The sequence below is a fragment of the Psychrobacter sp. APC 3279 genome, from assembly GCF_030407795.1.
Lineage (GTDB): Bacteria > Pseudomonadota > Gammaproteobacteria > Pseudomonadales > Moraxellaceae > Psychrobacter.
The window spans coordinates 1-13,017 of the sequence record NZ_JASDCR010000004.1 but is presented as its reverse complement, the minus strand read 5'-3'; the positions used below and the strand labels follow the sequence as shown (position 1 = coordinate 13,017).

The window sequence follows — 13,017 nt, the reverse complement described above, 5'->3', positions numbered from 1 at the left end:
CTGATGATTAAAGGGCGACCTTTTGTCTAGTTTATTCCCTCCGTTACACTTTTATTCAAATTTAAATAAAAAGAGAGACCAGATATATTTAAGTATCTGGCCTCTCTTTTTACATATAGAATTTAGGTTCAAGCTATTCTTATTAAACGCAGGATAGATTTATAATTACATTTGCCAATCAAACGGCATTTGGTGATGACCACGTAATGCCATCATCAATGTTTGCTGCATTTGCGCCAACACTTCTTTAGTATATGGAACAGCTGGCACTCCCCATACTGGGTTTGGCCACTGCATGTCATTTTGATAACGGACAATATGATGAAAATGAAGCTGCGGCACTTGATTGCCAAGAGCGGCTACATTCATTTTATCGGCTTGGAAGGTTTTGGCTAACTGACTCGATAACCAGCTCGACTCTCGTAAGAACTGCGTTTGATCTGCCTCAGACAGCTCATATAACTCTTTAATGCCAGATACACGCGGCACTAATATAAGCCAAGGAAATTGGCAGTCATTGATTAAACGACAAGTGGATAATGGAAAATCCCCCACTAAAAAACTATCAGCAGCAAGTTTATGATGAAGTTGGAACATAATGACGGTTCTCTTGTTGTTTAATGCAAATAAAATACAGAAAGTTAAAAAGTTAGTTTGGCTATTTTATCAGTTATCGGGTTGATAAAATAGCATCATAATTTATTGCCTTAGTATGACTACCTAGCCTACTTGATATCCAGCTATGTACTAAGCAGGCTCTGTCACCATGTGCTCGCTAAAATAGCGCAGCAGCTCTTGTATGACCGTCACACGCTGTTGCGGTGTGGCCAATTTATCGCTATTTTGGTAACGGATACCAGATGCGCCATTCATACGATAATGCTGGCCATTTGATTGGATCAACTTGATAATCGCTAACGCATCAACTGGAGTATCTGGCGCAAATTCCAGCGTCATACTACTACTGTTGGCATCAATTTTGTTAATCTTAAGCGGCTCTGCTTGTAAGCGTAATCCATGAATAGCGAATAGCTGCTTGGTTTGATCTGGCAGTGCCCCGAAGCGGTCTATCATCTCCGTACGAATATCCGTCAATGCTTCTTTATCATCGGTATTGCTAATACGCTTGTAGAACAATAAGCGCTGATGCACGTCATGTAGATACTCTTCTGGAATGAGGGCTGAGCTATGTAGATTAATCTCACTGGTTAGCGACAATGGTGTATTTAAATCAGGCTCCTTGCCAGATTTAATGGCTTTAGTCGCACGCTCAAGCATATCCATATATAAGCTAAAACCAATCGCCTGCATATTGCCACTTTGCTGCTTACCCAATATTTCCCCTGCACCGCGAATCTCTAAATCCTCACTTGCCAGCATAAAGCCTGCACCCAAAGTATTGGCGCGTTCAATTGCATGCAGGCGACGCTTAGCATCACCTTTAAGGCCTTTCAGAGAAGGCACTAATAGGTAGCAATACGCTTGATGATGACTACGTCCTACTCGGCCACGCAGCTGATGTAATTGTGCAAGACCAAACTTATCCGCACGCTCAATGATGATCGTATTGGCATTGGGCACATCAATGCCCGTCTCGATAATGGTAGAGCAAACCAACACGTTGAACTTTTTATGATAAAACTGTTGCATGATTTGCTCAAGCTGACGCTCTTGCATTTGCCCATGTGCTACTCCTACTCGCGCTTCTGGCACTAGGTCACGAATGGTCTCTGCCATACGCTCGATACTAGCAACATCATTATGTAGTAGATAGACCTGCCCACCGCGCAGAAGCTCACGCAATATGGCTTCTTTCATTAAGGCTTCTGTCTTTTGCATCACAAAAGTTTTAATGGCAAGACGACGGGCAGGCGGTGTGGCGATAATCGACATATCGCGCATACCTGAGAGCGCCATATTTAGCGTTCTAGGGATCGGAGTCGCCGTCATAGACATACTATCGACATCTGTCTGAATAGCCTTGATACGCTCTTTATGACGTACTCCAAAGCGATGCTCTTCATCCACAATCATCAGTCCAAGGTTGGCAAACTTCACATCTGGTTGTAGCAGTTTATGGGTACCAATGACAATGTCCACTTTACCAGCAGCCAAATCAGCCAATACCATTTCTTGATGTTTTTTGCCGCCAAAGCGCGACAAGCTTTCAATACGAACGGGCCAATCAGCAAAACGATCGCGGAAATTGTCTTCATGCTGACCGGCAAGCAATGTGGTAGGCACCAGTACGGCAACCTGATAACCAGCACTAACGGCAATAAACGCCGCTCGCATCGCGACTTCTGTTTTACCAAAACCAACGTCGCCACAAATGAGACGATCCATCGGCTGGTTTTGTCTCATGTCTTCCATTACGGCATGAATGGCATTAGCTTGATCAGCGGTTTCTTCAAAGGCAAACTGGCTGGCAAATAATTCATACTGTGATGGGTCTATCTTAAAATGAATACCAACTTTGGCCTCACGTCTTGCCTGCATATTGAGCAATTCAGCAGCGACGTCATGAATTTGCTCTAATGCTTTTTGCTTGGCTCGGTCCCATTTACCACTACCAATCTTATGTAGCGGTGCTAAGGCAGGATCACCGCCACTATAGCGACTAATCATTTGCAGATTGGCCACTGGCACATAGATACTAGCGTCATCAGAATATTTTAGGTGGATAAACTCTTGCTCGCCATCGCCCACATCTAAAGTAATCAAGCCATTATAACGACCGATACCATGCTCAATATGCACTACTGGACTGCCATCTGTTATCTCAGTAACGCTTTTAACCAAGAACTCTTCTGATACCCCGCTTTGGCGACGACGGCGCGTCTGTAAAACCTGACGACCAAACAGCTGTGTTTCGCTAATCAACACCAAACGCTCAGGCACATAGACACCGCGCTCAATTGGCGCTACGGTCAGACCGACATGTGGTAGATGACTGTTGTTAATAGCGCTGGTTTTATCTGCAGCTAGAAAGGCTTCAAAGCTATCGTATGCCTTGATATCAATCTTGCCCTTAAACAGTTCAATGAGAATCTCGCGACGGCCTGCAGTCTCTGCAACGATTAGTACGGGTGTTGTAGTCTTTGATTGCGTATCCAAGAAGTCGAGCAATTCAGATAATGGTTCAGACTTTTGATGATTGACTGCTAATTGTGGCGGCTCTTGAGCACTTAATGTCACCAGTCCTTGTTGTTTAGTGACATTCGATGGCAATGGTATTTGTGAGGCATCTATACTTTCTGGCACTGCCACATCATTCATCGTAGCCAGTTCATCACGAGCACTTAATATCACTCGTGGATACTGGTTTAGCTGTTCGTTAAGTGCGTTAGATAATAGATACAGCATTGCTGGCTCTACGATAGGCTTGTCGATATCATGGCGACGCTCTTCGTAGCGGCGCTGGATTTGTAACCAATAGTCCGCCTGTTTTTCATTGATTAATTCATCGGTGATAAACAACGCATCGCTTGGTAAATAGGAAAATAAACTACTCTCCGCCTCCCAGTCTTTTAAGTCAAAAAATAGCGGCTGATAATACTCTAATCCGCTACTAGCAATCCCTGCCATTACGTCTTTGTGCAGCTCAGACTTACGGCTACTGGTATTAGGGAACATCGCAGCAAAGTTCGTGCGAAACGTCTCACGCCCTTCATCGAGCGGAAACTCTTTGGCGGGCAAGATTTGAAATTGGTCAATAGGTTTAGAGATATCTGGCATTTTATACAGTAGTGACAATGACTCTTTTGCCATACTGGTATCGTTGCCCGTTAACATTGCCTTCAAATCATCGGCAGTCAATGTACGCTGCGTTTGAGGATGAAAAAAGCGAATCGTTTCGATTTCATCATCAAACAAGTCTAAACGTAGCGGAAAAGGCTGACCCATGGCAAAAATATCAATAATACTGCCACGTACCGCAAACTCACCTGGCTCAAAGACATTTTCAACAGCGCGATAACCTGCTTTTGCCAACAGCCCACGTTGGGTATTGATATCAAATCGATCGCCAACACTTAAATCAAAATGCTGTCCAATCAACCAGCTTGGCGGTGCGACGCGATGCATGAGGGCTTGTATCGAAATAAGTAGCACGCCTGACTTCGGCATATCCGTCAATAGATTGATACGCTCACTGACGATGTCTTGATGCGGAGATAGCTCATCATAAGTCAGTGTCTCCCAGTCAGGGAACACATAAGCATCGACTCCGCAAAATGCCAGCTCAGTCTCTATCTGATTAAGTTGGTTTTGGTCACGTGCCACTACAACTTTTAGGCGCTCGGCAACATTCCACATAGGCGTTTGCACCAAGCTTGCCAACCATAAGCTGCTGACCGCACCATGGACAGGCGCTAGCCAACGCCGCTCGGCATTTTGGATAGGAAACAACTGCTGGTTAATAGGGTCAAATGCGTCAGTCAAAGCAGTAATAGGCATAAAGAGTAGAATCAAAGTTAAGGAGTCAGAAAGCTATTATACGAATATTTGAGCAATTACCAAAACTTATGCCGTAACGGTTTGTCACTTAGGAGTTTACCCATTAATGATTGAGTGTTAACAACGATTATTGCGCTTTAACTGTCATTACATAATAAAAAACCCCAACGTATAAGCTAAGGTTTTCATTTTCTCGAGTCAAGCCAAGCCTAAAACTTCAGCTAATAAGTGGCTTATCGCTAGCGATGATGCCATTGTTATCAGCATAAACAAACATACCCGAGTTCAACGTCAAATCACCAAAGCTGATTTCGATATCCATATGTCCTTCATCACGGCGGGTTGATTTACGCGGGATACAACCAAGCGCCATCACGCCAAGATCCATCTCTGCCATGTCATCAACATCGCGAACACAGCCATATACAATAACCCCAGCCCAGCCATTATCGATAGCTGATTGTGCAATCATATCGCCTAGTAATGCACAGCGCATAGAGCCGCCACCATCAACGACCAACACTTTGCCACTGCCTTCTTTATCTTTGCCATCGCTATTCAATAATGATTTAACGCGACTATTGTCTTCAAAGCACTTAACCGTCACGATTTCACCGCAGAATCTATCTTTTGCACCAAACTGACGGAATGACTTGCCTTCGATATTTGGCAAGCATACTTGCGACTCAGGATTGGCATCCAATAGATCACAAGTGACAAAATTTTCTCTATCCATTTGTATCGATTCTGACATTGCTCCTGCTCCTTGTTTTAGTGACTCAACTGACTGTTATTGAAATACTTATTGATGCTTCAATAATCGTTATCTTATTTTTTACTCTTGTATTCTCGTTCTAATGCAATCTTGTGCTAACACAATTAAAAATCGATACCTGTTGCTTTCCAATTTCGAGACTTAGTCTGTCACTAGAAAAACTGTCCTTTTATTTTTTGACACGGGTCATCGCTAGCATCTGCTTATTTTCGATAATGTCGATATGCTTGATTTGAGGTTCAGTACGATACTTACTACGATGATAGATATCATGAGCGCTCATGGCCATAGCACTAGCAACGCGTTTAGCAGAAATAGGATGTAACGATAGTGACTCTGACACCAGCGGCGAAATGAGTTTAAAGGCTTTTTGACCAAGGCTCTCAAGCGGACGACCTTTATGCTTACCAAGCAATAATGACGGACGAAAGACAACCAATTGGCCAAAATCTAATGCCATAACAGCCTGCTCTGTCTCAGCCTTGACTCGATTGTATAAAAAACGACTGTCAATATCCGCATTCATTGAGGAGAGTAAAAAGAAATTCTCTACCCCTTTGTCACGACATAACTTGGCAAAATTTACGTTATAGTCTCGATCTACCTTGCGAAACGCCTCATCACTACCAGCTTGTTTCTTTGTCGTACCCAAACAACTAAAAGCATCCGTGGTTCGATCGGCACCAACACTTGCAAACACTTCAGAGAGATTATCAAAATCATTGATTTGATAAAAACGCATGCTGGCATTAATGTAGCGTGGCGGGCGACGAGCAATCACAATCAATGTGTCATAAAGCTCACTCAGTTGCTTTACCAAATGCTGCCCTACTAACCCTGTTGCGCCAATCACAATTGCTTTTCGCTGCATACCCTATCCACTTATATAACATTAGATGAACTATATTGATGAGAAAATACCTATATCAAGGCCTATCGTTAGAATATCATACCTAAATTACTCAATAACTGACGCTATTATATAGGATATATTGTAAGAGATTTTATCAACCCTCTACGTCTATCAGCGCTTACTATTGATTTAGTTACTAGAATGACCCAAATTCGATGATATTACGTAACTTCTTTGAGCATTAATCATCAAATATATTGTCCTTAGTTCAATAATTTGCTAAGATAATCGGCTTTACACGTCAACGCTGTTTAATTATTCCAAACAGCTCTGGCGCTTACGATGATCTATTCATATTAGATACTTTAATATCAGACATCGACATCATATTTGACGAGACGGCTGCTCGTCACCGATGATTGTTAAACCCATTATTGCAATCAACATTCATATTTTTATCTATCTTTATCAAGGAGATACGCGTGGCTAATACTGCACAAGCTCGTAAACGCGCCCGTCAAAACACCAAACGTCGTCAGAACTCTGCGTCACAACGCTCTATGGTTCGTACTTACTTAAAACGTGTTGATGCGGCTATCGCAGCTAAAGATTATGACGCGGCTACCGAAGCTTACAAAAAAGCGGTACCAGTTCTTGATCGTATGGCTGACAAAGGTATTATTCATAAGAATAAAGCTGCTCGTCGTAAGAGCCGCCTAAACAAAACAATCAAAGGCCTACAAGCTTAAGATTTGTATTGATTAGACCGCATTTCGCTTTTATAGCGTAATGACTAAAACCTTGTCACTGGTTCTAATACCGTGGCAAGGTTTTTTTATGCCTATTCAAAACGTATTCAACGAATAGTTGCTATATCAACTCATTCAATGTTTGAACAAAACATCAATTCCACTGCACTTCTGGCGGCAATAGCAATTTGCTAGGATGGTAGCCAGCTGCACGATAACCGTCTAATAATGAACTAATCGGCCGAGTATATACCTGACCCCGCCAAATAAAATGCGCGCTTGCTTGATCAAATGGCTTATCATCAAACCATAAGAACACGCCTTCCATCATCTTTGGCCAATCATTCCAATCAATCTCTACCACATCGAACATAACGGCTAAGAATGCAGATAACAACGTATCATGACTCACAGCGAGCATCAGATGGCCGTGCTGCGGCTGATTCTGGTAAAAAAGCGACAGAATATCCAGACCGCCTTGATAGGTGTTTTTGGTCCCTTCGAGATTTCCTTGCAAAAAGCGATTGATAAAGTTCAGGACGCCAATCTCTTTGAACACAGGGTTGGCTATTTCAGGCTCGGTGACGAGACTGCCAGGCTCAACTAACAATGATTGATGCGTAATGTCACGCCGTAGTCCTGCCCCCTCTTGCATCAGCTGCGCGGTATCGATGCAACGCCCAATGGGGCTAGAGATACTATCGACGTCGAGAGAATATGGTAGATGACCTGATAACCAACGACCCCAAGACTTTGCCAGTATGCGACCTTTAGGAGTCAACGGTAACTGATAGCTGGCAAAACCATTACCATCAGAGCGCTCGCGTAAAGAGTGCCTGGTAAATAGAATCAGCCGCTTATTTTCAGGCAATAGGCTGACGGAGGAAATCATGCTATCTGGTAGGTGCGAAGGTGCAGGCGCGCTTGAGGTGTGACTCGCAAGCTTGTCAGCAGATATTTTGGACAGGGTGTTATTTAGATATTTACTCATGACAGCAAGCCTAGCAGATTTCTTATCAGGAATGAACCACAGACAAATCTAGTTGCAATATATCTTATAAATACCTTCACTCTTTCAAAAAACACTTTATTTAAAAGAGTCTATACCTAAAATAAATGAAGATTTGCCAGATATTTACATGCGTTCCTAGCCAATATCAATGACTTTGTCCCATGCAAACTCTAATGCCGTACTGCTAATCTCGTTTGGATAGGCTCGTGGATTGACAATCACTCGCGTATTACCAATTTTATAATCAAATGCTTCATGAGTATGTCCATGTACCCATAGCATTGGTGCCCAATCCTCGTGCATCCATCCTGACAAGTCACTGACAAAAGCCGCATTACTCGGTAGATTGGCATATTTTTCAGACACCGATAACGCACTGACACTATGATGACTCATGACTACTGTTTTTTTACCCAGTTTATGAGATTCAATCAAAGCTTGCTGTAGCCACTGACGATGCTTGGCATGAATCTGCATAGATACTTCAGGTGAAAACAGTTCATTGCCTGCATAGATTTGCTTATAGTCACGCATAAAATGCCTAGCAGCGGCCATGGTGTCTTCATTAGCATGATACTGATAGTCTGTCCAAAGCGTACAACCTAAAAGGCGTATATCACCGATATCGATATGCTGGCATTGTAATACGCGAACCCCTTTTTTATACGCAGTATCATAGTTATCCCAAGTTGCCAGTTTATGGTCAAAGCTCAATACGTCTTCATCAAAGTATTCATGATTACCAGCGATAGTAATCAGGGGAACTTCTAAGCGCGCTGCTTGCTCTTGCAACCACGGCATACCTCTGTCGCTATTAGCAGTATCCCCTGCTACTAATACTAAATCTGCATCAGTTTTGGGAATATGTCCAACGGGGTGCGATTGACGTGCATAACTATCAATATGTAAGTCACTCAATATCTGTAATTTCATATTATCCAACATCACTTAGTGGCGTTATTATTAAAAATCTAATTAGCGATAAACACTCATAGCAGTACTACTGATATTTAGCTAAATGAGCGTTTTTAATATAGTTATTATATTTTAGAAAGGTTGTAAGAATAAATTTAAGTAGTGTAGCAGCTTTTCCTCGACCATCAAAAAGTAAAAAGACAGCCATTTAGGCTGTCTCTTTTTCTTAACATCTATTTAGACTTAAATACTTTGAAGTATTGTCTGTAGTTTAGCAGCAGGGTCTGAAGCTTGAGTGATCGAACGGCCAATGACTAAATAATCAGAACCGTCTATTAGCGCCTGACTTGGTGTACAGATACGTTTTTGGTCATCTGCATTATCTTCAGCTAAGCGAATGCCAGGCGTCACCAGTTTAAAATCCTGACCACATAATGCTTTAAGTGCCTTTGCTTCTTGCGCCGAGCAAACCACACCATCGAGACCAGCTTGCTTAGTCAGTTGTGCTAATCGGCTTACTTGGGCATCTAAGCTATCCGTGATGCCTGTCTGCATCAATGCTTGACTATCCATAGAGGTCAATACGGTAACTGCGATGAGCAAGGTATCAAGATCTCTATCTAGCAAGCGCTGTTTTGCCAACGACATGGCCTCTAGACCTGCGCTAGCATGGACATTCACCATCCATACACCAAGTTCAGCGGCAGCCAATACTGCTTGAGCAGTGGTATTCGGAATATCATGAAATTTCAAGTCTAAGAACACTTCAAAATCACGTTGATGTAATGCCTTGATGATATCAGGGCCACAACGCGTAAACAGCTCTTTACCGACTTTCAATCGACATTGGGATGGATCTAACTGGTCAGCTAACGCTAAAGAAGCCTTTACCGTCATATTGTCTAGAGCGACGACAACTGGAGAGTTAATTACTTTATTCATGGTTTTACCATATATTTTGAAGTTATCAAAGTATTGTATTTGAGGTCAGTACTGCGATCGTTGAACTGTCACTTAGCAGAGCACCTAAAAGATTACCTAAAGACTTAATCTCGTCTACGCTTAGATAGAGTAGAGCCTTCAGTTAGGCTAGTTGCATCGGTATTGTGCACGTTAGTAGCAGAAGCACCATAAACAGCTTCATCTACTGTTGGCGCGCTTGCTTGACGATCGATAACTGTGTTGGCTTGAGCCAATTGCTCTTGCAGGTTTGCATTTGCTTTTTGCAGACGTGAGATTTCCCACTTATTCTGTAGCACACGAAAGATAAGCAATGCCAGTAAAATACCAATAACAATACCTAGCATCAAACACAAAATAAGTAGCAACCCTAGATTCATCGTAGGTGCTTGTGAAAACAGTAGGTTGACTCCGACCTCAGTATTATTTGCCAATACCAAACCAAGCGAATAGGCAAAGCTCAAGAATAGCAATACAAATAGTAGAAAGCGCATGAGACAGTTACCTCAGTTTGGAATGATAAATTTTGACGATTAGATAGCCAGTGCTGGTTTAATTAACCGTTTGCTACCGTATCGTTTACTGCTTCGCGTAAAGCCTTACCTGGCTTAAAATGTGGAATCGCTTTAGCCGGTACAGGTACGCTTTCACCTGTCTTAGGATTGCGCCCCATACGGGCACGGCGGTGATGTAGACAAAAACTACCGAATCCGCGAACTTCGACTCGGCCATCATTGGCTAAAGTATGGGTCATCAAGTTTAAGATTTCACGCACTGCGTCATCAACTACGGTGTCTGCCATGTTGTCACAGTTTGCACTCAAATTACTAATAAATTCGGATTTGTTAATCGCTTGCTGCATTATTACGCTTGCCTTATTGATTGATGGATAAGCTGATGATAAGTCAACGCTCTATAGTACGTAAATGCGTTTATATAATTAAACTATATATACTGAATCTTTGAAAACTAACATTCAGAATCATATTATGACTATAAAAAGCTTATAACTATCATCTCGTTACTCAATGGTGCAAATGATAGCGGATATTAGCGTAAATGGGAATAAGAGTTTGCCCATTTGACTAAAAACCTCTATTACTAACTGTGTTAATAAAATCTAATCACAAAAAAAAGCGACCGAAGTCGCTTTTTTTATATTACTTTTATATCAATAGTTTGCAGCTTACTGCATTTGCTCTTTAATCAAATCACCAATAGTTTTTGGCTGTGCATCAGAACCTGGAGCAGCAGTAGTGTTCGTGCTACCAAGATCTTTAATCGCTTGACGCTCTTCAGCTTCGTCTTTCGCTTTGATAGACAAGTTGATGTTGCGTGTTTTACGATCAACACTGATGATTTTCGCTTCAACGTCATCACCAACAGTCAGATGCTTAGTTGCATCTTCAACGCGATCACGTTGGATTTCAGAAGCACGTAGATAAGCTTCAACTTCGTCAGCAAGTTCGATAGTAGCGCCTTTAGCATCTACTTCTTTTACTTTACCATTAACGATAGCACCACGGTCATTGTTGACTAGGTATTCGTTGAATGGATCAGAGCTTAACTGCTTAACGCCTAGACTGATACGGTTAGCTTCTGCATCTACAGACAATACCATTGCTTCAACGGTGTCACCTTTGTTGTAATTACGGATAGCATCTTCGCCAGTTTCGTTCCAAGAGATATCAGATAGATGAACAAGACCATCAATACCACCGTCTAGACCGATAAAGATACCGAAGTCAGTGATTGATTTGATAGTACCAGTGATTTTATCACCGCGCTCATGTTTCTTATCAAACTCATCCCATGGGTTAGCTAGAGTTTGTTTGATACCTAGGCTGATACGACGACGTTCTTCATCGATATCAAGAATCATTACTTCAACTTCATCGCCCACTTGAACAACTTTAGATGGGTGGATGTTTTTGTTGGTATGATCCATTTCTGATACGTGTACTAGACCTTCGATACCTTCAGAAATCTCAGCGAAACAACCATAGTCAGTCAAGTTGGTTACGCGAGCTTTTACAACACTACCTACTGGGTAAGTGCCGCCAACGTTATCCCAAGGATCAGTACCAAGTTGTTTTAGACCTAGGCTAACGCGATTGCGTTCACGGTCAAACTTCAATACTTTAACTTTTAGGTCTTGGCCAACTTCAACAACTTCAGATGGATGCTTGATACGGCGCCATGCCATGTCAGTGATGTGCAATAGACCATCGATACCACCTAGATCAACGAACGCGCCGTAATCAGTAAGGTTCTTAACGATACCTTCGATCTCGATGCCTTCTTCAAGCTTGTTCAATAGCTCTTCGCGCTCAGCTGAGTTTTCAGCTTCCATAACTGCACGACGGCTAACAACAACGTTGTTGCGTTTCTGGTCAAGTTTGATGACTTTGAATTCTAGCTCTTTGCCTTCAAGATGCGTTGTATCACGGATAGGACGTACATCTACCAATGAACCTGGTAAGAACGCGCGTACTGAACCGATATCTACAGTGAAACCGCCTTTAACTTTGCTTGAAATGATACCTTTAACGATTTCATCGTTATCAGCGATTTTTTCAAGAAAGTTCCAAGTTTCAACACGTTTAGCTTTCTCACGTGACAGCAAGGTTTGACCCATGCCGTTATCAACCGCTTCAACTACGACATCAACGCTATCGCCAACTTCAACTTCAAGTTCGCCTTCTTCGCTTAAAAACTCTTCACGAGCGACGATACCTTCAGATTTAAGACCAGTATCTACTGTGATCCAATCGCTATCGATGGCCACAACAGCACCTGTAATAACCGAGCCACGCTCGATATCTAGGCCCTGCTCTTCAATGCTCGCTTCAAATAGTTCAGCAAATGATTCCATTATGTCTACCTTTGTATAGCCGTATCCTGTCCAGCACAGTACGGATCAAATTTATGATTGTATAGAACGAAATACTGGTTTTATATCCCATACAATCATATAAAAAAACGTTTGTTGATAGCGAGCTCTTCGTAATAAAAACTGACTAACAACAACTGTCTTATATCGAATACAACATCTTGAATAAACTAAATTTTTCTTACTGCTTCAATAAAATTTCACTTAACCGTATTATTTTATACTAAAACAATGATTAATAGGAAACTTTTTAGTACTTAATATGTTGTTTTTACTAGGGCGTGTCATCAATTAGCACAGTTATTTTAGAATAAGCTATAGTAACTCTATATTTAGCAATCTGAGTAAAACCCTCATGACAAGACGCCATGCCCTACGAGATGACCAATGGGCGAGAATTAA

Annotated in this window: 11 protein-coding genes; 1 reads left to right on the top strand and 10 read right to left on the bottom strand. The window is 42.0% G+C overall.

Translation table 11 applies throughout. The features are described 5' to 3' along the window. Positions 1-165 precede the first annotated feature (165 nt). The 4 genes from QL898_RS02700 to QL898_RS02685 form a co-directional block, all read right to left on the bottom strand. Positions 166-597, bottom strand: coding sequence for an HIT family protein (locus QL898_RS02700; protein WP_057759208.1), 432 nt, complete (start codon positions 595-597; stop codon positions 166-168). A gap of 150 nt (positions 598-747) precedes the next feature. Next, positions 748-4,458, bottom strand: a complete 3,711-nt coding sequence (gene mfd / locus QL898_RS02695) for a transcription-repair coupling factor (RefSeq protein WP_290175721.1) — start codon at positions 4,456-4,458, stop codon at positions 748-750. Positions 4,459-4,675: 217 nt separating this feature from the next. Beyond that, complete coding sequence (gene rraA / locus QL898_RS02690) at positions 4,676-5,212, bottom strand: ribonuclease E activity regulator RraA (protein WP_290175720.1); 537 nt, start codon at positions 5,210-5,212, stop codon at positions 4,676-4,678. Positions 5,213-5,402: 190 nt separating this feature from the next. Beyond that, positions 5,403-6,104, bottom strand: coding sequence for an NAD-dependent epimerase/dehydratase family protein (locus QL898_RS02685; RefSeq protein ID WP_191114939.1), 702 nt, complete (start codon positions 6,102-6,104; stop codon positions 5,403-5,405). Between the two features lie 464 nt (positions 6,105-6,568). Between QL898_RS02685 and rpsT the strand changes: the two genes are divergently transcribed. Beyond that, positions 6,569-6,835: a 30S ribosomal protein S20 gene (gene rpsT, locus QL898_RS02680; RefSeq protein WP_010200097.1), complete on the top strand. Its 267-nt coding sequence runs from the start codon at positions 6,569-6,571 to the stop codon at positions 6,833-6,835. A gap of 154 nt (positions 6,836-6,989) precedes the next feature. Here the strand turns inward: rpsT and QL898_RS02675 are convergent, their stop codons facing one another. The 6 genes from QL898_RS02675 to rpsA all read right to left on the bottom strand — a co-directional run bounded on the left by QL898_RS02675 (position 6,990) and on the right by rpsA (position 12,597). After that, a complete protein-coding gene (locus QL898_RS02675; RefSeq protein WP_290175718.1) occupies positions 6,990-7,826 on the bottom strand; it encodes a histidine phosphatase family protein in 837 nt (278 codons plus the stop codon). A 156-nt stretch (positions 7,827-7,982) separates the two neighbouring features. Beyond that, the gene (locus tag QL898_RS02670; protein ID WP_290175716.1) at positions 7,983-8,780 is read right to left on the bottom strand and encodes a metallophosphoesterase; all 798 of its coding nucleotides are present in this window, start codon (positions 8,778-8,780) and stop codon (positions 7,983-7,985) included. Positions 8,781-9,005: 225 nt separating this feature from the next. After that, a complete protein-coding gene (gene pyrF, locus QL898_RS02665; protein WP_290175714.1) occupies positions 9,006-9,704 on the bottom strand; it encodes an orotidine-5'-phosphate decarboxylase in 699 nt (232 codons plus the stop codon). A 104-nt stretch (positions 9,705-9,808) separates the two neighbouring features. Then, on the bottom strand, positions 9,809-10,216 hold the full coding sequence (locus QL898_RS02660; protein ID WP_290175712.1) for a LapA family protein: 408 nt from the start codon (positions 10,214-10,216) through the stop codon (positions 9,809-9,811). Positions 10,217-10,278: 62 nt separating this feature from the next. Then, positions 10,279-10,584, bottom strand: coding sequence for an integration host factor subunit beta (locus QL898_RS02655; RefSeq protein ID WP_057759195.1), 306 nt, complete (start codon positions 10,582-10,584; stop codon positions 10,279-10,281). A gap of 324 nt (positions 10,585-10,908) precedes the next feature. Next, positions 10,909-12,597: a 30S ribosomal protein S1 gene (gene rpsA / locus QL898_RS02650; protein ID WP_057759193.1), complete on the bottom strand. Its 1,689-nt coding sequence runs from the start codon at positions 12,595-12,597 to the stop codon at positions 10,909-10,911. Positions 12,598-13,017: the final 420 nt, after the last annotated feature.

Excerpts from the sequence above, each read along its gene's own strand:
- QL898_RS02675 (WP_290175718.1), bottom strand. The coding sequence starts at position 7,826 with ATGAGTAAATATCTAAATAACACCCTGTCCAAAATATCTGCTGACAAG.
- mfd (WP_290175721.1), bottom strand. The coding sequence starts at position 4,458 with ATGCCTATTACTGCTTTGACTGACGCATTTGACCCTATTAACCAGCAG.
- QL898_RS02655 (WP_057759195.1), bottom strand. The coding sequence starts at position 10,584 with ATGCAGCAAGCGATTAACAAATCCGAATTTATTAGTAATTTGAGTGCA.
- QL898_RS02670 (WP_290175716.1), bottom strand. The coding sequence starts at position 8,780 with ATGAAATTACAGATATTGAGTGACTTACATATTGATAGTTATGCACGT.
- QL898_RS02685 (WP_191114939.1), bottom strand. The coding sequence starts at position 6,104 with ATGCAGCGAAAAGCAATTGTGATTGGCGCAACAGGGTTAGTAGGGCAG.
- QL898_RS02700 (WP_057759208.1), bottom strand. The coding sequence starts at position 597 with ATGTTCCAACTTCATCATAAACTTGCTGCTGATAGTTTTTTAGTGGGG.
- QL898_RS02660 (WP_290175712.1), bottom strand. The coding sequence starts at position 10,216 with ATGCGCTTTCTACTATTTGTATTGCTATTCTTGAGCTTTGCCTATTCG.
- rpsA (WP_057759193.1), bottom strand. The coding sequence starts at position 12,597 with ATGGAATCATTTGCTGAACTATTTGAAGCGAGCATTGAAGAGCAGGGC.
- rraA (WP_290175720.1), bottom strand. The coding sequence starts at position 5,212 with ATGTCAGAATCGATACAAATGGATAGAGAAAATTTTGTCACTTGTGAT.
- pyrF (WP_290175714.1), bottom strand. The coding sequence starts at position 9,704 with ATGAATAAAGTAATTAACTCTCCAGTTGTCGTCGCTCTAGACAATATG.